At 65.4% G+C, this 25458-nt stretch carries 27 protein-coding genes and 4 tRNA genes; 17 read left to right on the plus strand and 14 right to left on the minus strand.

Annotated elements, in window-relative coordinates:
• Nucleotides 1–77, plus strand: a tRNA-Arg gene (locus tag O6W96_RS00005).
• Nucleotides 78–127: 50 nt separating this feature from the next.
• Nucleotides 128–204: transfer RNA gene (locus tag O6W96_RS00010), tRNA-Arg, on the plus strand.
• 9 nt (nt 205–213) lie between these two features.
• Here O6W96_RS00010 and O6W96_RS00015 read toward each other — a convergent pair.
• Nucleotides 214–1182: an alpha/beta hydrolase gene (locus O6W96_RS00015; RefSeq protein ID WP_353467685.1), complete on the minus strand. Its 969-nt coding sequence runs from the start codon at nt 1180–1182 to the stop codon at nt 214–216.
• 80 nt (nt 1183–1262) lie between these two features.
• On the opposite strand from O6W96_RS00015, the gene O6W96_RS00020 reads away from it, so the two are divergent.
• Nucleotides 1263–2210, plus strand: a complete 948-nt coding sequence (locus O6W96_RS00020; protein WP_353467686.1) for an alpha/beta fold hydrolase — start codon at nt 1263–1265, stop codon at nt 2208–2210.
• A 264-nt stretch (nt 2211–2474) separates the two neighbouring features.
• On the opposite strand, the gene O6W96_RS00025 is transcribed toward O6W96_RS00020, so the two are convergent.
• From O6W96_RS00025 to yaaA, 5 genes are all read right to left on the minus strand, one after another.
• On the minus strand, nt 2475–2825 hold the full coding sequence (locus O6W96_RS00025) for a DUF952 domain-containing protein (protein WP_353467687.1): 351 nt from the start codon (nt 2823–2825) through the stop codon (nt 2475–2477).
• Nucleotides 2822–5587 carry a DNA gyrase subunit A gene (gene gyrA / locus O6W96_RS00030; protein WP_353467688.1) on the minus strand — a complete coding sequence of 922 codons (2766 nt, stop codon included), beginning with the start codon at nt 5585–5587 and terminating at the stop codon, nt 2822–2824. The genes O6W96_RS00025 and gyrA overlap by 4 nt, the downstream gene beginning before the upstream one ends.
• Before the next feature lie 121 nt (nt 5588–5708).
• Nucleotides 5709–5993: a hypothetical protein gene (locus O6W96_RS00035; protein ID WP_353467689.1), complete on the minus strand. Its 285-nt coding sequence runs from the start codon at nt 5991–5993 to the stop codon at nt 5709–5711.
• A gap of 230 nt (nt 5994–6223) precedes the next feature.
• Nucleotides 6224–6910: an SDR family NAD(P)-dependent oxidoreductase gene (locus tag O6W96_RS00040; RefSeq protein WP_353467690.1), complete on the minus strand. Its 687-nt coding sequence runs from the start codon at nt 6908–6910 to the stop codon at nt 6224–6226.
• Nucleotides 6907–7656, minus strand: a complete 750-nt coding sequence (gene yaaA / locus O6W96_RS00045) for a peroxide stress protein YaaA (protein WP_353467691.1) — start codon at nt 7654–7656, stop codon at nt 6907–6909. The genes O6W96_RS00040 and yaaA overlap by 4 nt, the downstream gene beginning before the upstream one ends.
• A gap of 163 nt (nt 7657–7819) precedes the next feature.
• On the opposite strand from yaaA, the gene O6W96_RS00050 reads away from it, so the two are divergent.
• Nucleotides 7820–9112, plus strand: a complete 1293-nt coding sequence (locus O6W96_RS00050; protein WP_353467692.1) for a hypothetical protein — start codon at nt 7820–7822, stop codon at nt 9110–9112.
• Between the two features lie 194 nt (nt 9113–9306).
• Here the strand turns inward: O6W96_RS00050 and O6W96_RS00055 are convergent, their stop codons facing one another.
• Nucleotides 9307–9774: an Lrp/AsnC family transcriptional regulator gene (locus tag O6W96_RS00055; protein ID WP_353467693.1), complete on the minus strand. Its 468-nt coding sequence runs from the start codon at nt 9772–9774 to the stop codon at nt 9307–9309.
• A gap of 197 nt (nt 9775–9971) precedes the next feature.
• On the opposite strand from O6W96_RS00055, the gene O6W96_RS00060 reads away from it, so the two are divergent.
• Together O6W96_RS00060 and O6W96_RS00065 are read left to right on the plus strand one after the other, a co-directional pair.
• The gene (locus O6W96_RS00060; protein ID WP_353467694.1) at nt 9972–11828 is read left to right on the plus strand and encodes a sensor histidine kinase; all 1857 of its coding nucleotides are present in this window, start codon (nt 9972–9974) and stop codon (nt 11826–11828) included.
• The gene (locus tag O6W96_RS00065) at nt 11825–12814 is read left to right on the plus strand and encodes a polysaccharide deacetylase family protein (protein ID WP_353467695.1); all 990 of its coding nucleotides are present in this window, start codon (nt 11825–11827) and stop codon (nt 12812–12814) included. Before O6W96_RS00060 ends, O6W96_RS00065 begins: the two co-directional genes overlap by 4 nt.
• A gap of 116 nt (nt 12815–12930) precedes the next feature.
• Here the strand turns inward: O6W96_RS00065 and rpsI are convergent, their stop codons facing one another.
• From rpsI to O6W96_RS00080, 3 genes are all read right to left on the minus strand, one after another.
• The gene (gene rpsI / locus O6W96_RS00070) at nt 12931–13488 is read right to left on the minus strand and encodes a 30S ribosomal protein S9 (protein WP_082441435.1); all 558 of its coding nucleotides are present in this window, start codon (nt 13486–13488) and stop codon (nt 12931–12933) included.
• The gene (gene rplM / locus O6W96_RS00075) at nt 13488–13967 is read right to left on the minus strand and encodes a 50S ribosomal protein L13 (protein ID WP_060524218.1); all 480 of its coding nucleotides are present in this window, start codon (nt 13965–13967) and stop codon (nt 13488–13490) included. The genes rpsI and rplM overlap by 1 nt, the downstream gene beginning before the upstream one ends.
• Nucleotides 13968–14091: 124 nt before the next feature.
• Nucleotides 14092–15144, minus strand: coding sequence for a COX15/CtaA family protein (locus O6W96_RS00080; protein WP_353467696.1), 1053 nt, complete (start codon nt 15142–15144; stop codon nt 14092–14094).
• Nucleotides 15145–15501: 357 nt separating this feature from the next.
• On the opposite strand from O6W96_RS00080, the gene O6W96_RS00085 reads away from it, so the two are divergent.
• On the plus strand, nt 15502–15885 hold the full coding sequence (locus O6W96_RS00085) for a MerC domain-containing protein (RefSeq protein ID WP_056047781.1): 384 nt from the start codon (nt 15502–15504) through the stop codon (nt 15883–15885).
• A gap of 41 nt (nt 15886–15926) precedes the next feature.
• Nucleotides 15927–16394 (plus strand): Fur family transcriptional regulator, encoded by a 468-nt coding sequence (locus tag O6W96_RS00090; RefSeq protein ID WP_107961831.1) that lies wholly within the window; start codon nt 15927–15929, stop codon nt 16392–16394.
• Between the two features lie 38 nt (nt 16395–16432).
• Here O6W96_RS00090 and O6W96_RS00095 read toward each other — a convergent pair whose 3' ends face one another.
• Nucleotides 16433–16969 (minus strand): GNAT family N-acetyltransferase, encoded by a 537-nt coding sequence (locus O6W96_RS00095; protein WP_353467697.1) that lies wholly within the window; start codon nt 16967–16969, stop codon nt 16433–16435.
• A 92-nt stretch (nt 16970–17061) separates the two neighbouring features.
• Here O6W96_RS00095 and dxs point away from each other — a divergent pair, with 92 nt between their 5' ends.
• Both dxs and O6W96_RS00105 read left to right on the plus strand, forming a co-directional pair.
• Entirely contained in the window at nt 17062–18984 is a 1923-nt protein-coding gene (gene dxs / locus O6W96_RS00100) for a 1-deoxy-D-xylulose-5-phosphate synthase (protein WP_353467698.1), read from the plus strand.
• On the plus strand, nt 18981–19148 hold the full coding sequence (locus tag O6W96_RS00105) for a hypothetical protein (protein ID WP_168711593.1): 168 nt from the start codon (nt 18981–18983) through the stop codon (nt 19146–19148). The genes dxs and O6W96_RS00105 overlap by 4 nt, the downstream gene beginning before the upstream one ends.
• Before the next feature lie 145 nt (nt 19149–19293).
• Here the strand turns inward: O6W96_RS00105 and O6W96_RS00110 are convergent, their stop codons facing one another.
• Nucleotides 19294–19965 carry an RBBP9/YdeN family alpha/beta hydrolase gene (locus O6W96_RS00110; protein WP_353467699.1) on the minus strand — a complete coding sequence of 224 codons (672 nt, stop codon included), beginning with the start codon at nt 19963–19965 and terminating at the stop codon, nt 19294–19296.
• A 185-nt stretch (nt 19966–20150) separates the two neighbouring features.
• On the opposite strand from O6W96_RS00110, the gene O6W96_RS00115 reads away from it, so the two are divergent.
• The 5 genes from O6W96_RS00115 to O6W96_RS00135 all read left to right on the plus strand — a co-directional run bounded on the left by O6W96_RS00115 (nt 20151) and on the right by O6W96_RS00135 (nt 23421).
• Entirely contained in the window at nt 20151–20951 is an 801-nt protein-coding gene (locus tag O6W96_RS00115; protein ID WP_353467700.1) for a TlyA family RNA methyltransferase, read from the plus strand.
• A 220-nt stretch (nt 20952–21171) separates the two neighbouring features.
• Entirely contained in the window at nt 21172–21690 is a 519-nt protein-coding gene (locus O6W96_RS00120; RefSeq protein ID WP_435372175.1) for a TspO/MBR family protein, read from the plus strand.
• 39 nt (nt 21691–21729) lie between these two features.
• Nucleotides 21730–22017 carry an accessory factor UbiK family protein gene (locus tag O6W96_RS00125; protein WP_353467702.1) on the plus strand — a complete coding sequence of 96 codons (288 nt, stop codon included), beginning with the start codon at nt 21730–21732 and terminating at the stop codon, nt 22015–22017.
• Nucleotides 22018–22114: 97 nt separating this feature from the next.
• On the plus strand, nt 22115–22621 hold the full coding sequence (locus tag O6W96_RS00130) for a YbjN domain-containing protein (RefSeq protein WP_165895101.1): 507 nt from the start codon (nt 22115–22117) through the stop codon (nt 22619–22621).
• On the plus strand, nt 22618–23421 hold the full coding sequence (locus O6W96_RS00135) for a pyrroline-5-carboxylate reductase family protein (RefSeq protein ID WP_353467703.1): 804 nt from the start codon (nt 22618–22620) through the stop codon (nt 23419–23421). Before O6W96_RS00130 ends, O6W96_RS00135 begins: the two co-directional genes overlap by 4 nt.
• 16 nt (nt 23422–23437) lie before the next feature.
• Here the strand turns inward: O6W96_RS00135 and O6W96_RS00140 are convergent.
• Both O6W96_RS00140 and O6W96_RS00145 read right to left on the minus strand, forming a co-directional pair.
• Nucleotides 23438–23512, minus strand: a tRNA-Gln gene (locus O6W96_RS00140).
• A gap of 52 nt (nt 23513–23564) precedes the next feature.
• On the minus strand, nt 23565–24674 hold the full coding sequence (locus O6W96_RS00145; protein WP_353467704.1) for a branched-chain amino acid aminotransferase: 1110 nt from the start codon (nt 24672–24674) through the stop codon (nt 23565–23567).
• 59 nt (nt 24675–24733) lie between these two features.
• On the opposite strand from O6W96_RS00145, the gene O6W96_RS00150 reads away from it, so the two are divergent.
• Together O6W96_RS00150 and O6W96_RS00155 are read left to right on the plus strand one after the other, a co-directional pair.
• Nucleotides 24734–25222: a MarR family transcriptional regulator gene (locus O6W96_RS00150; RefSeq protein WP_353467705.1), complete on the plus strand. Its 489-nt coding sequence runs from the start codon at nt 24734–24736 to the stop codon at nt 25220–25222.
• 119 nt (nt 25223–25341) lie between these two features.
• Nucleotides 25342–25415: transfer RNA gene (locus O6W96_RS00155), tRNA-Gly, on the plus strand.
• Nucleotides 25416–25458 lie beyond the last annotated feature (43 nt).

Raw genomic sequence — 25458 nt, forward strand, 5'->3', positions numbered from 1 at the left:
GCACCCATAGCTCAGCTGGATAGAGCATCAGACTACGAATCTGAGGGTCGGGCGTTCGAATCGCTCTGGGTGCACCAGGATTTTCCGCTTCACGGCGGGCTTGTCGAACCGGTCACGGTACGGCGATGCACCCATAGCTCAGCTGGATAGAGCATCAGACTACGAATCTGAGGGTCGGGCGTTCGAATCGCTCTGGGTGCACCATTTTTCTTATCATCGGGCGTCGAGCCAGTGGGCGATGCGATCGAGTAGCCTGTTCGTCGCGTTCAGCCTGCCGCCCATTTGTAGAAACGCGTGAATCATGCCGTCGAACCGGTCGTGGTCGACGGTGACGCCCGCGTCGCGCAGGCGCTTTCCGTAGGCTTCGCCTTCGTCACGCAGCGGGTCGTTCTCGCAGGTTACGAGCAGGGTCGGGGGCAGGGCGGCGAGGTCGTCTGCAAGGACGGGTGACGCGCTTGGATCGGTGCGGTCTGCATCGGAGGCTAGGTACAGGTCGATCTGCCGTTCCAGGGACTTCGCGTCGATGATGTTGCCGTCTTCGCTTTGGCGCGACGGGTAGGCGGTATCGTGGCGCAGATCGGTGTTTGGGTAGAGCAGGATCTGGCCTCGTAGCGCTGGTCCGCCTTCGGATGCCGCGCGGGAGGCGAGGGCGGTCGCGAGCGTACCGCCTATACTGTCTCCGGAGACGGCGATCCGCGACGGGTCGATGTCCAGAGCGTCAGCTTGTGCAACGACGCCTTGCAATGCCGTCCAGTTGTCGTCGAGTTGCGCGGGGAAGCAGTGTTCGGGCGCGAGGCGATAGGCGGGCGCGGCGACCAGCCAGCCGGTTCGGTTCGCCAGCGCGCGCAATGCCGGGTCGTGTCCGTCGATCGACCCGGCAATCGCGCCGCCGCCGTGGATGTGCAGCAGCAGCGGCAATGGGCCGGGTTTCGGGCGATAGAGCCGGACGGTCAGCGGTCCGGACTCGGACGGCAGCTTGACGTGCGTGATCGCGTGGACCGGTTCCGGATCGCCGGAGAAGGTCTTCAGCAGCGCGGTCTGATAGCGGAAGTCGGCGAGCCACCGCGCATCGTCGGCGTGCGGATCGGCGTCCGAGGCGAGTGTCTGTATCGTGTCGAGTATCGTTCGAGCCTGTGGATCCACCGGCGCATCTCCTTCGCGGATCGGACGTTTGGTGACCACGACGGGTTCCATGGCGCGGGCGGCTGCGACTTTGGACAAGGCCGGGCGTTCAGCGCACTAAGGATTTGAAGGAGATGGCTATGAAGCGGACGGGCAAGCGACTGATCGGCGCGGCGCTGCTGGCGGCGGTATCGGGGATCGGGCTGTCGCTCTATTCGAGCCGCGTCGCGCGGCATGCCGAGGATCTGGTGCCGGCGGAAGGGCGCTTTCTCGACGTGGCGGGCGCTCGGCTGCATTATATCGATGTCGGCAGCGGGCCGGCGATCGTCATGGTTCACGGGCTCGCCGGGCAGTTGCGCAACTTCAGCTATGCGCTCGTCGACCTGCTGAAGGACGACTACCGCGTGATCGTCGTCGATCGGCCGGGGTCGGGCTATTCGACCGCGACGGGGGCGATGCCGGGGATCATCGGGCAGGGCGCGATCATCGCCGACTTCATCCAGAAGCTCGGGCTGGATCGGCCGTTGCTGGTGGGGCATTCACTGGGCGGTGCGCTGAGCCTCGCGGTCGGGCTCGACCATCCGCATCTGGTTCGCGCGCTCGCCCTGATCGCGCCGTTGACGCAGCCGTTGGAGCAGGTGCCGGAGAGTTTTCGCGGGCTCGCCCGGATCCCGTCGGGTGCGCGTCTGGCGTTCGCGCAGGTGCTGGGGACGCCGCTTAGCCGGTTGACCGCGAAGAAGACGCTGGAGGGCGTGTTTGCGCCCGAGGCTGTGCCGGAGGATTTCGTGACGCGCGGTGGCGGCGCGCTGTCCGCGCGGCCGATCGCGATCGCGGCGGCGGCGGCGGATCTTGCCGGGGCGAACGACGACGTGACGGCGATGGTTGGGCGGTATGCGGAGATCGGCTTGCCGGTGCGGATATTGTTCGGGCGGCAGGATGCGATTCTTGACCCGGCGTGGAATGGTCACCGGACTGCGGCGGTGATTCCGGGGGCCAAGATCGATACGATCGAGGGCGGGCATATGATCCCGATTACTGCGCCTGAGGCTTGTGCGCGGTTTGTGAGGGCTGCGTTTGCGGCTGGGTGAGTTTGTGGCCTGGGGTCAGCGTATTCGAGTGAACTATCCGCCCCGGCGTAGGCCGGGGTCCAGTTGGAAAGGTCGATGTTACTGAGGACGGCGCTCTGTTAGCGACGTTCCCCAACTGGGCCCCGGCCTTCGCCGGGGTGGTTGCAGCATGGTCGGAACCGATCTGCAATAATCGAGCGGCAATTCCCGCTTCTTGTTCTCCTGCGAAGGCGGGAGCCCAGTCTGGGCTCCCGCCTTCGCGGGAGAACAAGTTTTAGGTTGGGGTCAGCCCGCGACGGGGAGTTTTACCTTGCCGGCTTCGTCGCGTTCCAGGGGGCCGTAGGACAGTACGACCTCGAGCAGCAGCGGGCCGCCATAGATGTGCGGAAACAACTGTCCGCCGCGCGACTCTTCCCACTTCACGTCGTCGCCAAGCGCTTCGAGATCGATCGCCGCGACGTGCAGGTCCGACTGGCCGGCGAAGTGCTTGTCGACCGTTTCCGTCAGCTGCTCGGCGGTCGACAGGTGAATATAACCATCGGCCAGATCCACCGGCGCACCCGCAAAGCTCCCGCTTTCCAGGGTCGCCAGTTGCTCCCCCGTCAGCACCTTGTAGGCGATCGGATCGCGGCTCATTCGCCGTCCTCCGGACCCGCAGCCGTGTCCTCGCCAATCGTCGCGCCGGTATCCGGAGCGACCTCTGGCACTGCGTCGGCCAGGTTGATCTCGGCGTCTTCCTCGGTTTCCTCGATCCGTGCGGCGGAGACGACGTGCTCGCCCTTCGCCACGTCGAACAGCTTCACGCCGGCCGAGTTGCGGCTGATGACGCGGAGCGACGCGAGCGTCGTGCGGATCAGTTTCGCCTGGTTGGTCACCAGCATCAGCTGATGGCCCTTCGCCGCGGCAAAGCTCGCCACGACGGGGCCGTTACGCGCGATGTTGTCGATGTTGGTGATGCCCTGGCCACCGCGACCGGTGCGGCGATAGTCATACGCGCTCGACAGCTTGCCATAGCCGTTCTCGCAGACCGTCAGGATGAACTGCTCGCGGTCCTTGAGATCGTTGTAGCGGTCGGCACCCATGCCGTGATCGCCCTCGCGCTCGCCCTTCCACGGTGCGAACTTGAGGTACGTCTCGCGCTCCTCGGGGGTGGCGCCGACACGGTGCAGGACCGACAGCGAGATGACCTCGTCGTCGCCCTTCAGCGTGACACCGCGCACGCCGGTCGACGTGCGGCTCTGGAACTCGCGGACGTCGTCGCCGGCAAAGCGGATCGCCTTGCCGAGCTTGGTGGCGAGCAGCACGTCGTCATGCTCGCTGAGCAGCGCGACGCCGATCAGCTTGTCCTCCGAACCCTCTTCGAAGCGCATCGCGATCTTGCCGTTCGACGGCACGTTGGTGAACGCGTCCATCGCGTTGCGGCGGACAAGCCCGCGCTGCGTCGCGAACATCACGTGCAGGCGGCTCCACTCGCTGAGATCCTCCGGCAGCGGGAGCACGGTCGAGATCGTCTCGCCCGGCGCCAGCGGCAGCAGGTTGATCATCGGGCGACCGCGCGTGGCGGGGCCACCCTCCGGCAGGCGCCAGACCTTGTAGCGATAGACCTTGCCGAGGTTCGAGAAGAACAGCACCGGGGTGTGCGTCGAGGTGACGAACAGCTCGGTGACGACGTCCTCGTCCTTCGTCGACATGCCCGCGCGACCCTTGCCGCCACGCGCCTGCGCGCGGAACGTGTCGAGGCTGGTGCGCTTGATATAGCCCTGCATGGTCACGGTGACGACCATGTCCTCGCGCTCGATCAGGTCCTCGTCGTCGATGCCGTTGGCGGCGGCGGCGATCTCGGAGCGGCGCGGGGTGGCGAATTCGTCGCGGATCGCGATCAGCTCGCCGCGCATCACTTCGTACAGCTTCGCACGGTCGCCGAGGATGTGGAGCAGCTCGCCGATCGTCGCGGCCAGTGCCTTCAGCTCGTCGCCGATCTCGTCGCGGCCGAGCAGCGTGAGGCGGTGCAGGCGGAGATCGAGGATCGCGCGGACCTGCGGCTCGGACAGCTTGTAGATGCCGTCGGCCTGCTTGTCCTCGACCGCCTCGACCAGCGCGATGTACGGCGCGATCTCCTCGATCGGCCATTCGCGCGCGAGCAGCTTGCCGCGCGCTTCCGCCGGGCTCGACGAGCCGCGGATGATCTTGACGACCTCGTCGAGGTTGGTGACCGCGATGACGAGACCGAGCAACAGATGCGCGCGCTCGCGTGCCTTGGCGAGTTCGAACTTCGAGCGGCGGGTGATGACCTGCTCGCGGAAGGTGATGAACGCGCCGATGATGTCACGCAGGTTGAGCAGCTCGGGACGGCCGCCGCGGATCGCCAGCATGTTGGCGGGGAAGCTCGACTGCGCCGGCGTGTGCCGCCAGAGCTGGTTGAGCACCACGTCGACGGTTGCGTCGCGCTTCAGGTCGATGACGATGCGGACGCCCATCCGGCTCGATTCGTCGCGGATGTCGCTGACGCCTTCGATCCGCTTGTCCTTGGCGGCTTCGGCGATCTTTTCGACCAGGCCGTTCTTGCCGGTCTGGAACGGGATTTCGGTGAGGACGATCGAGCGACGGTCGCCCTTGCCCTCCTCGACGATGTGGCGCGAGCGGACGATGATCGAGCCGCGGCCGGTCTCGTACGCCGACTTGGCGCCCGCGCGGCCGAGAATGATCGCACCCGTCGGGAAGTCGGGACCGGGGACGATCTCGAATAGTTCCTCGGTCGTGATCGCGCCATTGTCCATGTACGCGAGGCACGCGGCGATCACTTCGCCCAGATTGTGCGGCGGAATGTTGGTCGCCATGCCGACCGCGATGCCGCCCGCGCCGTTGACCAGCAGGTTGGGGAAGCGCGCCGGCAGCACCGAAGGCTCGCGCTCGGAGCCGTCATAGTTGGGCGTGAAGTCGACCGTGTCCTTGTCGAGATCGCCGAGCAGCGCGTTCGCGACCTTGCCGAGGCGTGCCTCGGTGTAGCGCATCGCCGCGGGTGGATCGGGATCCATCGAGCCGAAGTTGCCCTGGCCGTCGATCAGCGGCACGCGCATCGACCAGTCCTGGGTCATGCGGGCCAAGGCGTCGTAGATCGAGCTGTCGCCGTGCGGATGGTATTTACCCATCACGTCACCGACGATGCGCGCGGACTTGCGGTACGGCTTGCCGGCGACAAAGCCGCTTTCGTGTGCGCCGTACAGAATGCGGCGATGGACGGGCTTCAGGCCGTCGCGGACGTCGGGGAGCGCGCGCGCGACGATGACGCTCATCGCATAGTCGAGATAGCTCGACTTCATCTCGTCGACGATCGAGATCGTGGCGATGCCGGCGGGCTCGCCGCCCTGGGGTTCGGCGAGTATGGTCTCGTCGGTCAAATCTGAACGCTTTCGGCTTGTTGCGATGTTGTGACACACCTTAGCCGAGGGGGGGGCACCTTACTACCCCCGCGCACGCGTACGCACGCGAAGGAGCAAGGTTTCATCGTTAATTTGGGGCTTATTTGCAGGCGGCCTTGGTCTTGTTGCCGGCGAGCGAGCAATTGTACGTGACGGTCTTGCCGTTTGCGAGCTTGGCGGTGACCATGCGGCCCTTGGCAACCGTCGTGGTGCGTTTGGCGACCTTGGTGTTGCCCATCGGCGTGGTCGTCTTGGTCGTGGTGGTGTGCGTCGCGACGGTCTTCGGCTGGACAGTCTTGGTCTGAGCCTGGGTCGCGGCGACTGCTGCGGTGCCGGACAGCAGCGTAGCGGCGGCGAGGATCGCGAGGGGGAGGGACTTCTTCATGCGGGTATCCTCTCGTTTCGGCCTTGGTGGACGATGCGGAGAGACTGCGCCGGGGGACCTGAACGGAGTGTGGCAGCGAGGTGAAATCCGCGTCATGAGCGGGACTGCTTCTCACCCCTCCTTGGAAGGGAGGGGCAGGGGGTGGGTAGGCTTCCGCATTGGCTAGCGGTCGTGGTCTGCAACCGGCCGACCCACCCCCAACCCCTCCCTTTCAGGGAGGGGAGCAGAAGTCAGGGCGTGACCTCGACGCCATCCCAGGCGAACAGCTTGCCGCTGTCCGGCGCGCGCAGGCCGTCGATGACGTCGAGCAACTGCACCGCGGCACGGTCGGCTTTGAACAGGTTGCCGGGGGTGACGTTGCCCTGGAATGGCTTCGACAGGCCGGTGTCGACAGTGCCGGGATGCAGGCCGACGACGATCCCGCTGGAGTTCCGGCGCTTGTCCTCGATCGAGATCGTCTTCACCAGCTGGTTCAGCGCCGCCTTCGACGCGCGGTAGCCATACCAGCCGCCAAGCTTGTTATCGCCGATGCTCCCCACGCGCGCCGAGAGCACAGCAAATACGATCCGCCCCGCCTTCGGCATCGTCGGCAGGAAGTGCTTCGCCACCAGCGCCGGCCCGATCGCATTGATCGCGAAGTTGCGCGCCATCCACATCGGATCGAGCTCGCGCATCGACTTCTCGGGACCGTTGTCGCCGTCGTGCAGCAAGCCGGTTGCGACGATCACTAGCGTCGGCGAACCGACCCGCGAAGCCGCCGCCGCAATGCTAGCCTCGTGTTCCAGGTCGAGATGCCGATCGCCGCTCTCCGACCGCGCGAACCCGTAGACCTTGTCGAAAGCCCCTTCCTCGATAAGCGCCTCCTGCAGCGCCTTGCCGATCCCGCCCGAGGTGCCGATGACGACCGCGCTGTTCACTTGCGCACGAACCGGAACTGCGCGTCGCTGCTGCCCGCCGCGTCATACGCATAGCCGTCGCTGTCGAACCCCTTGATCCCCTCGATGTCATCGACGCGGTGCTCGACCAGCCACCGGGCGACCATCCCACGAGCCTTCTTCGCGTGGAAGCTGACGAACTTCTGCGCCTCGCCCTCGCGGAAATCGATCGCGACGACACGGATCGATTTAGGCAGTTTCCCATCCGCCGCCGCCCAATATTCCTGGCTCGCGAGGTTGAGGATCGTCCCCGATCCCTCCGCCTCGACATCGTCGGCGAGCAGCTTGGCAATCCTGTCCCCCCACCAATCGGTCAGCTTCGCCTTCCGCGGTGCCCAGCGCGTGCCCATTTCCAGCCGGTAGGGTCGCATCAAGTCGAGTGGCCGCAGCAGGCCGTACAAACCCGACAGCATCCGCACGTGATCCTGCGCATAATCCACCGCCGCCTCGTCGAGCGTCTTGGCCTCGAGGCCGGTATAGACGTCGCCGGCGAACGCGAACATCGCCGGCCGCTCGGGCAGCGTGTCGAAATCGCGATACCGGTCCGCATTGAGCTTCGCCAGCGTGGGCGAGATATGCATCAGCTCGGACAGCTTCTTCTGCGTCAGGTGCGCGGCGGCATGCGCCAGCGTCTTCGCTTCGTCGGCAAAGCGCGGCGCAGTAGGATCAAGCTTGGGTAGCGCGCTCTCGTAATCGAGCGTCTTGGCGGGCGATAGGACAGCGATCATCGTCGCGATCTAGCGGCGGCGGGGAGCGCGTTCAATCGACGTTCACCCGCTAATTTGCAGGCAGGGGATCCGGACCGCTTGCTTGAACGTATGCACCACGGACCATATAGCGTCGCGGCGCGCCACTTACGTAAGCGGGCCGACGCAGAGGGAGAGTTTCCGCATGAAGACCATTTCCAAGCTTGCACTGATTGCGGCGTTTGCCACCGGCACGAGCGGCCTCGCGCTGTCGGCGCCTGCGTTCGCCAAGGACAAGAAGGCCGATGCCGCGCCGGCGATGAAGCTGAGCCCGGAAGTCCAGAAGCCTGGCGTTGCCGCGCAGACCGCGCTCGCGGCCAAGGATTATGCCGGTGCGCAGACCGCGATCGACCAGATCGATGCTGCTGCCAAGACCGACTACGAGAAGTACATCGGTGCCGCCCTTCGCTATCAGCTCGAGAACGAGAAGCTGGTCGCGGCACAGACCGCCAACCCCAACGCGCCGATTAACGAGACGACGCTGGCCGGTCCGCTCGATGCGCTGATCACCAATGCAGCGACGCCTGCTGCCGATCGTGGTCGCTACGCCTATCGTCGCGGCGCGCTCGCGTTCAACAGCAAGCAGTACCCGATCGCGCTTCAGTATTTCGCGAAGGCCAAGGAGCTCGGGTTCACCGATCCGAACCTGCCGCTGCAGATCATCAAGGCGAAGATGGACAGTGGCGACGTGGCCGGCGCCACCGCCGACCTCGACACCAGCATCACGCAGATGACCGCGGCCGGCCAGAAGGCGCCCGAGGAATATTACCGGTACGCGGTCGCCAAGTCGTACGCCGCCAAGCGCAACGCCGACACGATGACTTGGCTGAAGAAGTGGATCACCGCCTATCCATCCGCAAAGAACTGGCGCGACGTGCTGGTCCTGTCGGGAGTTCAGCAGAACGCGTTGATCCCGCTCGACGAAGCACAGAAGGTCGACATCTTCCGCCTGATGCGCGCCACCAACTCGCTCGCCGACCAGACCGACTATTTGCAATATGCCGATAGCGTGAACCGTCGTGGCCTGCCGAGCGAGGCGCAGGCCGTGCTCAAGGAAGGCATGGCGCAGGGCAAGATCCCGACGTCGAACACGATGGCCAAGGGTTTGCTCGCCGACGCGACCAAGAACATCGCCGCCGACGGTCCGCTTGCGGGTCTCGAAAAGCGTGCGACGACCGCGGCCAACGGCAAGCTCGCCGCAGGTACGGCTGACGCATATCTCGGGCAGAACAACTACGCCAAGGCGGTCGAACTGTACCGCGTGGCGTTGCAGAAGGGCGGCGTCGACGCCGACGACGTCAATCTTCACATGGGCATCGCGCTTGCGCGCTCGGGTGACAAGGCCGGCGCCGCCACTGCGTTCGCCGCAGTCAAGGGCGCGCCCAAGGCCGACGTTGCCGGTCTGTGGACCACCTGGCTCGGTGCGCCGACTGCCTAAGTGTTCCGGTCCTGATCTAAAGGAAACGGGGCGGCAGCAATGCCGCCCCGTTTTGGTTCAAGATATTGTCGGCCGCCTCATACGCGCCCCTGAAACCCGGCGCCGTCAGACCGTCCTTCCCGAAAGGACTGGCCGGTGTCGTCGAACTGTTCAGTCGAGACCCTTCCAAGAGCGATCAAAGCGGTCGGTCGCGCTTAATCCACCACCACCGGAATGCCCGACAGTGCCTTGGCGGTCCGGATCGTCAGCGACGTCTTCACGCTCGCCACGTTCGGCGCCGGCGTCAGATGCGTTGTGAGGATCTCCTGGAAGCTCTTTAGATCCGCCGCGACGATCTTCAGGATGAAGTCGATCTCGCCGTTGAGCATATGGCATTCGCGGATCTCGGGGATGTCCGCGATATGATGCTCGAACGCGGTGAGGTCGTGCTCTGCCTGGCTGCGCAGCGATACCATCGCGAAGACCGTGATGGGGAAGCCGAGACGGCTCGCGTCGAGATCGGCGTGATAGCCACGGATCGCCCCCGCTTCCTCGAGCGCACGGACACGGCGCAGGCACGGTGGTGCGGTAAGGCCCACCTGGTCGGCCAGGTCGACGTTGGTCATCCGACCGTCGGCCTGCAACAGCGACAGGATCTGACGATCGATCCGGTCAAAACTCATTTCACGCAACTCCCGAAAGGCATCGCAAACCGAGCGATTCATTCCTCATAGCGATAAGATTGTTGCGGCGAAACGCAATTGTCCCACAATGCGACGAGAGCCATCGCTTGCCGAAATGGGGTGTTTCTTCGTCCGACCCGGCCCGTTAAGGAATCGGTACGGAGAGCGTGCTAGGCCTGCCGTAGCCGGGGAACGATGTGCGGTTCGACGATAGCCTTAAGACGATCCTTGCTGCCGACATGGCCACCGGTTTTGGCGCGCAATCGGCGTGGCGGCAACTGGTCGACCTGATGGGGCGCGGTCGGACTGCGGTCGACGAACCGGCGATCGCGCGGTTGCGGCTGCTGCGTCGGGCGGTACCGGTCGATGTCCGTGCCGCGAGTGCCCGCGCGCTCGCCTTTGCCAAGCCGGAAGCGAAACTCGTCGGGTTCTTTGCAGAGGACGTTCTCGCCATCGCCGCACCAGTGTTGCGAACGGCTATGCTGGAACCGGACGACTGGCTCGCGCTCCTCCCGCGGCTGACCCCGGCAACTCGTTCCGTCCTGCGTCATCGTCGTGACCTGCCAGCAAACGTCCAGCGCGGTTTGCAGAGCTTCGGTTCGACCGACTTCGTGTTGCCACGCCCCGATGCGGCGGTGGAGGCGGACGTCGTCGACGCCGAACCGAGTCCCGAACCGACGCGGATCGAAGAGCCACCGGTCGTTGAAACGCCGATCGCCCAGTTGTCGGAACCGGTCGCTGCCGAAGCGCCCGCGCTGTCGCTGTATACCGCGCCGCTGAGCGAAACGCCGTTCATGGCACTCGGCGCGGTTGCGCGCGGCCTGCCGTTCGTTGCCGAGGCGTTGCGCCACGCCGCGCTTGCCGAAAGCGAACCTCCGGCGCCGTCGTCGACGGATGCACCTCCGGCCGACCGGTTCGAGATTTCCGATCTCGTCGCGCGGATCGAGGCATTCAACCGCGACCGGACCGTCGAAACCGCTACGCCGACGCCGACCGCGGCGGATATCGAGGGCTTCCGCTTCGAGACCGACGCACAGGGCATCATCCGCATGGTCGACGGCGTTGCGCGATCCGCGCTGATCGGCGTCTCGCTTGCGTATGCCGCGGCGCAAGGCGAGGCCCATCTTGACGGCGTAGCGGCGGGTGCCTTCCGCCGGCGCTCGCGGTTCAGCGATGCGCGGCTCGAAGTAGGGGGCTTGTCCGATGCGTTCGGATCATGGCGGGTGTCGGGCGTACCCGCATTCGAGCATGCCTCCGGACGGTTCATCGGCTTTCGCGGCACCGCACGTCGGCCACGCCGCGATGAGACGACGGCGCCGGATCGCGTATCGTCGCCGGTATCCGATTCGCTACGCCAGCTGGTGCATGAACTCCGCACGCCGACCAATGCGATCGCGGGGTTCGCCGAACTGATCGAGACACAATTGCTCGGTCCCGTCTCGCCGACCTACCGCGACCGTGCGACCGCGATCCGCACACAGGCGGGCGACCTGTTGTCCGCGATCGACGATCTCGACACCGCCGCCCGGATCGAAGGTCATGCGCTGGACCTGCGTCCGACGACGGTGCCGGTCCGGGTCTTGCTTGATCGCATCGTGCGCGATCTGGAGCCGCTTGCATCGCTGCGCGGAGCGCATGTGTCGATCGCGATGCCGGCCGGCGACTGCGACATTCTTGGTGATGACCGCGCGGTGGAGCGGCTGGTCGGACGACTGCTCGCTTCGCTGGTATCGGCGGGGCGCAAGGACGAACAGCTCGGGATCGTCGTGCGTCCGGTCGCCGACACAGTCATGATCGAGATCGATCGACCGGTGGCGCTCGCTGCGCATACCAACGATGTGCTGCTGAGCATCGATGCCGAACATGAGAGCGACGGTGATGGCGCTCCGCTGCTCGGCACTGGCTTCGCACTTCGCCTGGCGCAGAATCTAGCGGTAGAATTGGGTGGCGTGTTGACGATCGGCGCGGACCGGTTGTCGCTCCGACTGCCCGCTGCGGACGTACCGGCCATCGGGCGGGCGGCCTTGGAGCGGGGGGGCGACGAGCAGCGGTGATCGCCACCCGCGCGTATCGCCCGCCGCGCCCGACCGATGCGCAACGCGTCGTCTGGCCGGAGGCGTTCGACACGCGCTTCACGGTGTTCGTCGATGTCGAGGAGGAGTTCGACTGGCGCGCTCCACTCGATCGCCGCAACCGTTCGACCACCGCGATGGCGGCATTCCCCGACGCGCATCGTCGGTTTGCCGACCACGGGGTCGCGCTCAACTGCATGATCGACCATCCGATTGCTACCGATCCTGCATCGGTCGAGATCCTCTCGCGCGTTATCGAGGATGGGCGGTCGGAGATCGGCACGCAGTTGCATGCCTGGGTCAACCCGCCGTTCGATGAAGCGCACGTGACGACCTACGCCGGCGATCTTCCGCCTGCGCTGGAGGCGGCCAAGCTCAAAACGCTGACGAACGCGATCGCGACTGCGTTCGGATCGGCGCCTCGCGTCTATCGCGCAGGCCGCTACGGGATCGGCCCGCACAGTTTCCAACTGCTGGCAGCGCTCGGTTATCGGATCGATAGCTCGGTGCGCCCTGGCTACGACTATCGCGCCGATGGTGGTCCCGATTTCTCGATGCACGACGCGCAAGCCTATGACGAAGGGGGGATCATCGAGTTACCGCTGACGACCGTCTTTACCGGGTTTGCGCGACGGGGCGGTGGTCGACTGTATCGGGCGCTCGGGCACGTGCCCAAGGGTAGGGGGTTGTTCGCCCGCACCGGCCTGCTGTCGCGGGTCGCGCTGACGCCTGAGGACATGCCGATCGAGGCTGCGCTTGAGGCGGTCGCGGTTGCAGCAGGCGAGGGGCTTCGTTTGCTCAACCTCTCGTTTCATTCGCCATCGCTGGCACCCGGCCACACGCCCTATGTTCGTGACGCCGCTGACCTGAGACGTTTTTACGCGTGGTGGACGGCAATGCTCGCCGAACTGGACCGCCGCGGCATTCGCAACGCGTCGCTCGACGAGATCATTGCCGCGCTTGGGTAGGTTCCGTCGTCTGTCAGAGTCGCAGTTCGGCATATGCGCGGTGCACTGACGCCTTAAACCAGAAAGGGCGGCCCGTTGCCGGACCGCCCTCTTGGTAAGCAATACTGAAAGCGAGATTAGCGCTTCGAGAACTGGAAGCTACGACGGGCCTTCGCCTTGCCGTACTTCTTGCGCTCGACGACGCGGCTGTCGCGGGTCAGGAAGCCTGCTGCCTTCACCGATGCGCGCAACACCGGCTCGAAGCGGGTCAGTGCCTGGCTGATGCCGTGCTTGACCGCGCCGGCCTGGCCCGAAAGACCACCACCCTTGACGGTGCAGACGACGTCGTACTGACCTTCGCGCTCGGTGATGCCGAACACCTGGTTGATGACGAGACGCAGCGTCGGACGTGCGAAATACACTTCCTGGTCACGACCGTTGATCGTGATCTTGCCGGTGCCGGGCTTGACCCAGACGCGTGCGACGGCGTCCTTGCGACGGCCGGTCGCATAGGCGCGGCCCTGCTTGTCAAGGATCTGCTCACGCAGCGGCATCGGCTCGCGGACGGGCTCGTTCGAGACCGGTGCTGCGATATCGCCTTCGCTGGTCGGCAGAGCCTGCTCGGCGGGGGCAGCCGGCGCGGGCTGGTTGGTCAGGCTCGCGAGATCGGCGAGCGACTGGCGGTTGTCGGACATTATGCGCCCACCTTGTTCTTGCGGTTCATGCTGCCGATGTCGAGCACGGCAGGGTTCTGTGCCTCGTGCGGATGCTCGGTGCCCTTGAAGATACGCAGGTTGCGCATCTGCTCACGACCCAGCGGGCCGCGCGGGATCATGCGCTCGACAGCCTTTTCGAGAACGCGCTCCGGGAAGCGGCCGTCGAGGACCTTGGCGGCAGTGATGCCCTTGATGCCGCCGGCGTAACCGGTGTGCTTGTAATAGATCTTCTTCGCGGCCTTGTTGCCGGTGAATCGGATCTTGTCGGCGTTGATCACGACGACGTTGTCACCGCAATCGACATGCGGGGTGAACGACACCTTGTGCTTGCCGCGCAGGACGTTGGCGATGATCGATGCGGCACGGCCGACGACGAGACCTTCCGCGTCAACGATATGCCACTGCTTCTCCACCTCAGCCGGCTTTGCCGACTTGGTGGTCTTCATGAGCGCCTTCATGGGCGTTAGACCTTCCAGATTGAATGCAAGCGCACCAAGGGGAGGCCCCGCAGCGCGAATGCCGGCCTAATGCTGAAAGGAGGGCTTCAAGTCAAGCTTTCCGCCGGTTTCCTGACGGGTATTATTATACCCGTCGCTTCAGGCGGGGCGCTGTGCCGACTGCGTGCGCGGCGAACATCGCGGCGATCAGGAGGAGCGCGGCGTTGCCCTGGTGCGCGACCGCAACGTCGATCTGCACGCCGGTCATCAACGTCGCGATGCCGAGCATGATCTGGAGCGTGACGAGGCCGACGACGAAGAACCCCGCGCTGCTGCCGGTCTTGGTCGCCTTGATCGCTAGCCAGATCAGCCCGGCGGCGGCGGCGAACGCGAACCAGCGGTGGATGAACTGCACGACGATCGGGTTGTCGACTGCGTTGCTCCAGGCGGGGTTCACCATCGGTACGTCGGCTGGGAACAGGCCGTCGCCCATCAGCGGCCAGCTTGCGAAGGCATAGCCGGCGTCGAGACCGGCGGTGAACGCGCCATAGACGAGTTGCACGAACAGCAGCGCGAGCGCGAAAATCGCGACGGGCGCGAGGCGGGCAGGGGCAGCGAGCGGATTGCGGTGCAGCGCCATCAAGTCGAGCGCGGTCCACACGATCCCGGCGAGGATCGTCAGTGCCGTCAGGAGGTGGACGGCGAGTCGGATGTGGCTGACGTCCGTTCGCACCGACAGGCCTGAGGCAACCATCCACCAGCCGATCGCGCCCTGGAACGCGCCCAGTGCGAGCAGCGCCGACAGCCGCCAGCCATAGCCGACCGGGATGCGCTTGCGCACTGCGAACCAGATCAGCGGCACCGCGAACACGAGCCCGATCACCCGGCCCCATAGCCTGTGCAGATATTCCCAGAAGAAGATCGCCTTGAACCCGCCGACCGTCATGTCGGCGTTGAACGCGGCATATTCGGGGATGCGCTTGTAGGCGTCGAACTCGGCCTGCCATTGCGCGTCGTTGAGCGGCGGGATGATCCCGCTGATCGGCTTCCACTGCGTGATCGACAGCCCCGACTCGGTCAGCCGCGTGATCCCGCCGATGACGACCATCGCGACGATCAGGCCGGCGACCGTGAACAGCCACAGGGCAACGGAACGAGGACGGGCTTTGCTGAGGAAGGCGGCGCTGGGTTGAAGCATGGTGAGGAGATAGTGGTTTGCGAGGCGAGGCGCCATCGGTTCGTGATGCGCCGTTGCTTCATGTTGCTGGACCGGCGGGGGTGCAGGGGGCGTAGCGTCCTGCCGCTCTTCCCGTCATCCTGACGAACGTCAGGATCCAGAGCCTCAAACGCCAGCATGCGTAACTCTGGGTCCTGACTTTCGTCAGGATGACGGAGGGGGGTGGAAGATGGCGCAGTAATCGCCGGGTTGAACGAGAGGCGTGGCTTCCTTGCGATATCGGATCAAGGGCCAGCCTGAGAAACTCGAAATTTTCCCACAAGAAAAATGCGATGTAATGTTGTATCCTTTCGTTGAGACATCTATATCCGGCAAACGATGACGCCCTCGGCCACGCATACCCACCGCTTTGCCGGTCTCGATCGCTATGCGATCGGCTTGTCGGGCCTGTGCATGGTGCATTGCCTGGCGACCTCCGTGCTGGTCGCGCTGATGTCGACCGCGGGCGGTTTCCTGCTCGACCCGATCTTCCACGAAGTCGGCCTGACGATCGCGATAGGTCTCGGCGCGCTCGCGCTCGGGCGCGGCGTGCTGAACCACGGCTATATGATGCCTGCCGCGATGGGCGCGCTCGGACTCGGCATCATGGCGGGAGCGATGACGCTGCCGCACGACAGCGGTGGCGGCGAGACGTTGTGGACGATCGTCGGCGTCGGCCTGCTCGCATTCGGCCACGATCTCAACCGCCGCGCGGAAAGCTGAGCGGGTTGCTGGAATCCCTCCGGCATCCTACTTCACCCAGCATGGCGCACGCTCACAACCACACCGAACCGCAGGGCGCCGATCTTACCGTCGCAGCACAGACGACGCTCGAAAAGGCCGGCGAGCAATGGACGACGATGCGCGCTAGCGTGTTCGCGGCACTGGCCAGCTTCGAGAAGCCGGCATCGGCGTACGACATCGCCGAGGCCGTCTCGAAGGCCGAAGGTCGCCGGGTCGCGGCGAACAGCGTGTACCGCATCCTCGACCTGTTCGTCGGCGCGAACCTAGCGCGGCGAGTCGAGAGCGCGAACGCCTATGTCGCCAACGCGCATCCGGATTGCCTGCACGACTGCATCTTCCTGGTCTGCGACTCGTGCGGCCAGACCACGCATCTCGATAACGACACGATCACTAAGGGCGTCCGGAACGCGGCGGAGGCGGCGGGCTTCTCCCCGGTGCGTCCGGTGATCGAAGTCCGCGGGCGATGTGCGGACTGCGAGGCTAAGTAGCCTAGCCATCGCGCAATCCTCCCCCTGGCGGGGGAGGATCAGCTTCTGCCCAGATCCTTCCCCATCCGGATCATCGGCACAGGCACGTCCCCCGGAGTCTCGATCCGCTCGATCGGCAGATACCCGCAGGCCCGGTACAGCGGTTCCCCGGCCAGCGTCGCCATCATCTCCGCCCGCGCAAACCCGGCCCCTCGCGCCGCGGCCTCGCAAACCGATAACACCAGCCGCCCGACACCCTGCCGCGTAAAATTCGGATCGGTATACATCGCGCGGATCCGTGCCGCGTCGCGCACCGAATCGAGCAACGCCGCATCGCGCAACGCCGTGCTGTGATCGCCCCCGTACAGCGTCGCGCGCCGACTCCACCCGCCACATCCGGCCAGCCGACCGTCCGCCTCGACCAGCAGATACGTCCCGTCCGCGATCAACTGCGTATCGAGCCCCATTACCGCGCGGCTCGCCTCGACCTGTGCGGGCGTGAGGAAGTCCCCCTGCAACGCGCCGATCGCGCGTGCCATCAGCGCGGCGATCGCCGGGATATCCGCCTCATCGGCCACACGGTGCGTAAAGTTCATAATTGTGCACTTTCCGAGCGATTCCAGTGCGAATGCTAGCGCAGGACACGGTAACAATCGACACGATACGCGCGCTGCATTAAGCCCGTCCGATGGCCGACCTTCCCTCGACACCGCTGCTCGACACCGTTTCGACGCCCGACGACCTCCGCAAGCTGCGCCCGGACCAGCTCCGCCAACTCGCCGACGAACTGCGTACCGAGACGATTTCCGCGGTCGGCACCACCGGCGGGCATCTCGGCTCGGGCCTCGGCGTCGTCGAGCTGACCACCGCGATCCACTATGTCTTCGATACCCCGCGCGACCGGTTGGTGTGGGACGTCGGTCACCAATGTTATCCGCACAAGATCCTCACCGGACGCCGCGATCGCATCCGCACGCTGCGCCAGGGCGGGGGGCTCAGCGGCTTCACCAAGCGCAGCGAGAGCGAATACGATCCGTTCGGCGCGGCGCATTCGTCGACCTCGATCTCGGCCGCGCTCGGCTTTGCGATCGCCAACAAGATTGCAGGCACCCCGGGCAAGGGCATCGCGGTAATCGGCGACGGTGCGATGTCGGCGGGCATGGCGTACGAGGCGATGAACAACGCCGCGCAAGCGGGTAACCGTCTGGTCGTGATCCTCAACGACAACGACATGTCGATCGCCCCGCCGGTCGGTGGGCTGTCCGCGTATCTGAGCCGGATCGTCTCGAGTCGCGAGTTCCTGGGATTCCGCGACCTGGCCCGGAAACTCGCCAAGCGGCTGCCACGGCCGATCGCCAGCGGGATGCGCAAGACCGACGAGTTCGCGCGCGGCATGACGATGGGCGGCACGCTGTTCGAGGAACTCGGCTTCTATTATGTCGGCCCGATCGACGGTCATAACCTCGAACACCTTATCCCGGTGCTCGAGAATGTCCGCGACGCGGAGGAGGGCCCGATCCTCGTTCACGTCGTCACCAAGAAGGGCAAGGGCTACGCGCCCGCCGAGGCTGCCGCGGACAAGTATCACGGCGTCCAGAAGTTCGACGTGATCTCCGGCATCCAGACCAAGGCGCCGCCGGGGCCGCCGCAATACCAGAACGTGTTCGGCGCGCAGCTCGTCGCCGAGGCCGCCAAGGACCCGCGGATCTGTGCGATCACCGCGGCGATGCCTTCGGGCACCGGACTTGACGCGTTCGCGAAGGCGTATCCCGACCGGTTCTTCGACGTCGGCATCGCCGAGCAGCACGGCGTCACCTTCGCCGCCGGCCTCGCCGCACAGGGGATGCGCCCGTTCTGCGCGATCTACTCGACGTTCCTCCAGCGCGCGTACGATCAGGTCGTGCACGACGTCGCGATCCAGAACCTGCCGGTTCGTTTCGCGATCGATCGCGCGGGGCTGGTCGGTGCGGACGGTGCGACTCATGCCGGGTCGTTCGACGTCACGTACCTCGCGACGCTGCCGAACTTCGTCGTGATGGCGGCGGCGGACGAGGCCGAACTCGTCCACATGACGCACACCGCGGCGCAGTACGACACCGGCCCGATCGCGGTGCGCTATCCGCGCGGCAACGGCACCGGCGTCGCGCTGCCCGAGACTCCCCTGCTGCTGGAGATCGGCAAGGGGCGTATCGTGCGCGAGGGCAAGAAGATCGCGATCCTGTCGCTCGGCACGCGTCTCGAGGAAGCGCTCAAGGCTGCCGAGGTTCTTGAAGCCAAGGGGCTGAGTACGACGGTAGCGGATCTCCGTTTCGCCAAACCGCTCGACGTCGATCTGATCCGCAAGCTGCTTACCACGCACGAAGTCGCGGTGACGATCGAGGAGAACTCGGTCGGCGGATTCGGCGCACACGTTCTGACGATGGCGTCGGACGAGGGGCTGATCGACGGTGGTCTCAAGCTGCGCACACTACGTCTGCCCGACGTGTACCAGGACCAGGACAAGCCCGAAGTCCAGTATGCCGAAGCCGGACTCGACGCGACTGCGCTGGTCGATACCGTGCTCAAGGCGCTCCGCCACAATTCGGGCGGGGTTGCCGAAGCGCGCGCATGACCGGGCCCACCAAGGGCCTTGTGATCATTGCGCTGGCGGTGATCGTGATGGTGTCGTTGAATATTGCGATGTGGCGGCGGATGCGGGGTGGTTTGGCAGCGGCGAAGGCCGAGCAGGCGGCTAATCCTGAGCTGTTCGATGAGGACGGTTCTCGGATTTCTTGAGCGGACTTTGGTAGCAGCCACCACCCCGGCGAAGGCCGGGGCCCAATTGGGAGACGTTGGTAACCGAGCGCGGTGCATCGTTACTGTGACCTCACCAATTGGGCCCCGGCCTTCGCCGGGGTGGTGTACCGTCAGGTAGGTGAGGTTAACCGCCCAAGTAGTGCGTTTGCGCGGCGTCGGTAGCGCTCACCGCAAGGATCGACCGCGCTTTGCTTGCCGGCAAAGCCTGCCCCCTGCCATCGCCACTCGCTGCGATGACCCGCTCCAGCAAGTCCTGCCCTTCGCGCCACCTGCCGATTCCACTCGCGGCATTCAAATGCCCCTGCGGCCCGGCGTCGACGAAGTGGCTGCCCCAGTTCGCCGCCATGCTGTGCGCGCGCTCGGGCTTGACCCAGGGGTCGTCGCTGCTCGCCACCACTATCGACGGGAACGGCAATGGGGTTCGCGGAGTCGGCGAGAAGCCCTTTAGTTCGGCCTGCGCGCCGCCACGATCGACGTCCGCCGGTGCCACCAGCAACGCGCCCGCTACCGGCCACCCATAGGGCTGGGGGCTGAGTTCGGCCCACCACGCCACCGCCAAGCACCCGAGGCTGTGTGCGGCAAGGATAACCGGCGCCTGTGCCTGCCGGATCGCCTCGTCGAGACGCGTCACCCAGGCGTTGCGGTGCGGCGTGTTCCACATGCCGAGTTCGACGCGCACAGTGTCGGGCCGCGCCTCTTCCCATAACGTCTGCCAGTGCGAAGGGCCCGATCCACCAAGGCCGGGTACGGTCAGGATCGTCGGCTGGACGGAATCATACGGTGCGAAAGAACCCACAGCGCTTCTCCTTCTCCAAAACCTCGTTCTGCGAGGTCGGGAGCGTGGCCGAAGGACGCTCTAGGGCACGCCATCCGGTCACGATCCCATGCCTTCAACGTAATCCTACTCGTTCGGTAGGCAATGGCATTGCGGCGAAAGGAAGGCAGCTTGCGGCAATCGGATCGGGCGACGATAGCGGACGGATGGTGAAGGTACGTGCAGACCAAATGCTGGTCGACAGGGGGCTGGTCGAGTCGCGAACGCGCGCGCAGGCGCTGATCATGGCGGGCCTCGTGTTCGCGGGGACGAAGAAGGTCGACAAGCCCGGTCAGCCGCTTCCCGACGATGTGCAACTCGACGTACGCGGCCGCGATCATCCCTGGGTCTCGCGCGGCGGGATCAAGCTGGCGCACGGCCTCGCGCATTTCGGTTGGGACGTGACCGGCGCGGTGGCGATCGACGTGGGCTCGTCGACCGGCGGCTTTACCGACGTCATGCTGAAGAACGGCGCGGCTAAGGTCTACGCGGTCGACAGCGGGACCAACCAGCTTGCCTGGTCGCTGCGGCAGGATGAGCGCGTCATCGTTCACGAGCAGACCAGCGCGCGTATCCTGACGCCTGCGCATATCCCCGAGCCGGTTGACCTGATCGTCTGCGATGCGAGCTTTATCGGTTTGGCCAAGGTGCTCGAACGTCCAATGTCCTTCGCCAAGCCCGACGCGCGGCTGATGGCGCTGGTGAAGCCGCAGTTCGAGGCGGGGCGCGGCGAAGTAGGGAAGGGCGGTGTGGTCCGCGATACCGTGATCCACCAGCGCGTCTGCGACGAGGTCGCGGCGTGGTTGACGGGGCAGGGGTGGAGCGTGGTCGGCGTGGTCGAAAGCCCGATCACGGGGCCCGAGGGCAATGTCGAGTTCCTGATTGCTGCTTTGCACGGCGAGAGTTCGACGGTGGAACAGCCGGTCCCGGACGTGCCAAACGATCGCAAAACGCCTCCGTCATTCTGACGAAAGTCAGGACCCAGAGCCACGAAGGGTGCGCTCGGTATCCTGGATCCTGACTTTCGTCAGGATGACGGCGTGGGGAGATAGCGTGCCGGAATGAACCACTAGCGGAACGATTATCCACCAAACTCGGTTTACCGATCGCAAAATGCGCGCCAGGACGAGCGCGCGTAGAGGCGGAAGGATTTGTGTGGGCGGTATCGCTTCGAAGGGCCAGTTGAGGATGTCGTTCCTCCGCTGGGCGGTCGTGACCGTACCCCTAGTCCTGTTGCTGGGCTTCCTGTCCGGTCGGTCGGTCAGCGTCGGCAGCGAGAATGCCTGGTACATGGCGCTTGTGAAGCCCGCGCTGAATCCGCCGGGCTGGGTATTTCCCGTCGTGTGGACCACGCTCTACATCCTGATTGGTCTGGCGCTCGCGATGATCCTCAACGCGCGCGGCGCTCGGTTGCGCGGGCTGGCCGTCGCGCTGTTCGTCGGCCAGTTCGTGCTCAACCTCGCCTGGACGCCGATGTTCTTCGGCGCGCACAAGATCGGGCTGTCGGTACTGGTGATCGTCGCCATGCTCGCGCTGTCGATCGCCGCGACCTTCGTATTCGCGCGCATCCGCCCCGCCGCGGCGTGGCTGATGGTGCCGTACATGGTGTGGATCAGCTTTGCCGGCGTGCTCGCGTTCAGCATCGGGCAGTTGAACCCCGATGCCGAAACCCTTGCACCCGCGCCGCATACGTCCCAAATGCTGTGATGCAGCAGTCACTGCGACAGTCTTTGGGATTTTGAAGCAATGCAGTCCGAAAACCGCGTGTTCGACGATATCGTCAAGGTCTTGAACGGTGCTGCCGGTACGCTTGCGGGCGTCGGTCGCGAAGCCGGTTCCGGTGCGCGGGAACGCGCGCGCGAATGGCTCGGCGGGCTCGACTTCGTCAGCCGCGAAGAGTTCGATGCTGTGAAGGCGATGGCCGCTGCGGCGCGCGACGAGAACGACACTTTAAAGGCGCGTCTCGATGCGCTCGAAGCCAATTTCGCGGCACAATCGACGGTAAACGCACCGCTCGGGGCGTCGGTCGACTGACTTTTCCACAGTTTTCCGCAGAATTGGGGCCGATGGGGTTGCCGGGGCGTTTTTGCCTCGGCACCCTTTGTCGTGCGATAAGGACCGCCAGGACCCTATGATGCTTGAACACGCCGACCACGACCACGAAGACGCCGCCCCGATCGACATGCTCGAGAGCTATTACGCCGCGCATGGCTGGGAGCATGAGCGGCACGACGACGAGATTGTCGCGACCGTCAAGGGAAGCTGGGCGACCTACGAACTGCGCGCTCTGTGGCGCGAAGACGATAGCGTTTTGCAATTCCTCGCTTTTCCCGATATTAAAGTACCCGACGAGCGACGTCAGGCGGTGTACGAGACGATCGGACTGGTCAATGAGCAACTCTGGATCGGGCATTTCGAACTCTGGTCGTCGAGCGGCATATTGCTGTTCCGGCACGCGGCTATGGTAGACGGCGGCGACGACGGGACGATGTCGCTCGACGCGGCGGAACTGCTGGTCGAATCGGCGATCGAGGAGTGCGAGCGCTTCTACCCCGTGTTCCAGTTCGTGCTGTGGGGCGGGAAGAGCCCCAAGGAAGCGATCGCCGCGGCACTAATTGAAACGCACGGCGAGGCATGAGCTTTCCGGTGGGTCCGCTGTGGCTTATCGGCTGCGGTAACATGGGCGGCGCGATGCTGCGGCGGTGGATCGCCGCGGGACTCGATCCGGCGACCGTGACGGTGGTTACGCGCAGTGGGAACGGGGCGCCTGAGGGCGTCCGCTCGCTGACCGTGCTGCCCGACGAGGAGGCTCCTGCAACGTTGATGCTGGCGCTCAAGCCGCAGCAGATCGATGCGGCACAGGCGTTGCTGGCGCCGATGAAGGGCGCACCGAAACTGCTGCTGTCGATCCTTGCGGGTGTCGACCACGCCGCGCTGACCGAGCGGTTCGCGGCTGACATGATCGTCCGTGCGATGCCCAACCTCCCGGTCGCGATCGGCAAGGGCGTCACCTCGCTCTACACACTGGGCGCTTCCGTGGCGGCGATCGCAGCGACGGAAGCGTTCGCGGCCCCGCTCGGTCACTATGAGTGGATTGCCGACGAAGCGCATTTCGACGCAGTAACGGCGCTCGCGGGATGTGGTCCGGGCTTCGTGTTCCGGTTCGCCGATGCGCTCGCCAAGGCTGGCGCCGCGCTCGGCCTGCCCGCCGACCAGTCCGCGCGTCTCGCCATCGCCACGCTGGAGGGCTCCGCGATCATGGCGGCCGATGCGGACGTATCGCCAGCTGTGCTCGCAGACCGCGTGGCCAGCCCAGGCGGGTCGACCCGCGAAGGAATGAACGTCCTCGACCGCGACGATGCGCTGGTCGGGCTGCTGACGGCGACGCTGGCCGCGTCCGAACGCCGCAACGCCGAGATGGCCGCCGCTGCGCGCTAGATTGATTTAAGGAAGTTGGCTGGGGCGGCAGGGTTCGAACCTGCGCATGGCGGCATCAAAAGCCGCTGCCTTACCACTTGGCGACGCCCCAACAGAGGCGGCCTTATAGCGGGGCAGCGGCGTGTGAAAAGCCCTTCCGAACGTCAATCGGCGAGATGATGCAGCCAGTTGTTGTCGTCGGGCGCGGTGCCGCGCTGGATCGAGACGAGCGCGTCGCGCATCCGCGTCGTCAGCGCGCCGGGGGCACCGTCACCGATCGTGAAGCGGCCCTCGGGGCTCGCGACCGTGCCGATCGGCGTCACCACCGCGGCAGTGCCGCAAGCGAACGCCTCGACCAGCCGGCCACTGGCGGCGTCGGCACGCCATTGGTCGATCGTGTAGCCCTCTTCACGAACCTCGATGCCCTGAGCGCGGGCGAGCGTCAGGATCGAGTCGCGCGTGATCCCGGGCAGGATCGTGCCGGTGAGGGCAGGCGTCGCCATGCTGCCGTCGTCGAACACGAAGAAGATGTTCATGCCGCCGAGTTCCTCAACCCAGCGCCGCTCGGCCGCATCGAGGAAGACGACCTGGTCGCAACCGTTGCGGATCGCCTCGGACTGCGCGAGCAGGCTGGCGGCGTAATTGCCGCCGCACTTGGCCGCGCCGGTGCCACCCTGTGCGGCGCGCGTGTACTGCTGGCTCACCCAGATCGACACGGTCGGGGCGCCGCCCTTGAAATACGCGCCGACGGACGAGGCGAGTACCATGTAGAGATATTCCGCCGACGGCTTCACGCCGAGGAACACTTCGGAGGCGAACATGAACGGGCGCAGGTACAGCGCGCCGCCATCGCTCTCCGGGATCCAGTTCGCATCGGTCCTGACGAGACGCTCGACTGATTCGAGGAACAGGTCCTCGGGCAGTTCGGGCATTGCGAGACGCCGCGCCGAATCCTGAAAGCGGCGCGCATTCGCTTCGGGACGGAACAGCGCGGTGCCGCCATCGGCGAGCCGATACGCCTTCATCCCCTCGAAGATCTCCTGCGCGTAATGCAGCACCGACGACGCCGGATCGATCGTCAGCGGCGCGCGCGCGGTAATGCGTGCGTCATGCCAGCCTTCGGTCTCGCTGTAGCGGATAATCGCCATGTGATCGGTGAAGACTCGCCCGAAACCGGGATCGATCAGCCGCTTTGCCCGCTCGTTCGCCTCGACCGGAGTCGCGTTCGGCTCATGTCGAAAGGCGGAGGTTGGCGTAAAAGCTGGAGCGGACATCGAAAATCTCTCTCGTGGCGGGTTGCCGACGACTACGGGCGATGGCTAAACCGGTCAACATGTCTGCCACAGCGTCGTCTGCTTCACCCCTGTTCCTTCGGGAACCCGAACTCCGCCGCGGCATGGAGCTGCTGTATTTCGGGTATAGTCACCTGACCCGATCGATCGATCAGGGGTTGGCCGAGGAAGGGCTCGGGCGCGCCCACCACCGCGCGCTGTATTTCATCGCGCGGAAGCCCGACATGACGGTCAGCGAACTCCTGTCGTTGTTGGCGATCACCAAGCAATCGCTTGGCCGCGTGCTGAACGAACTGGCCGACCGCAAACTGGTCGAGACACGACCTGGTGAGCGCGATCGTCGGCAGCGCCTGCTGCGGCTTACGGCCGAGGGGTCGGCGATGGAGCGCGAATTGTTCGAAGCGGCACGAATCCGGATGGCGGAGGCCTATGCCAGCGCGGGGCAAAGCGCGGTTTCTGGATTCTGGGCCGTGCTCGAAGGACTGGTACCCGAGGCGGACCGTTCGCAGGTGTTTGGCCTGCGCGGCTAGCCGATCGGGTGGAGGCAGATGGCACGATTTGGCGTTGACGCCGCCGCAAGGACTGTGGCACTCGGCCGCTCATCGAGAGCCGGGGTACGACCCGGACCGACAGGCGTAGATCGCCGTCCGCGGGTGTAGCTCAATGGTAGAGCTTTTGCTTCCCAAGCAAGTGACGAGGGTTCGATTCCCTTCACCCGCTCCATCGGTCAAACCGACGTTAGACGCCACGTGAAGCCACGGTACAA

Source organism: Sphingomonas faeni (assembly GCF_040407495.1).
GTDB lineage: Bacteria > Pseudomonadota > Alphaproteobacteria > Sphingomonadales > Sphingomonadaceae > Sphingomonas > Sphingomonas faeni_D.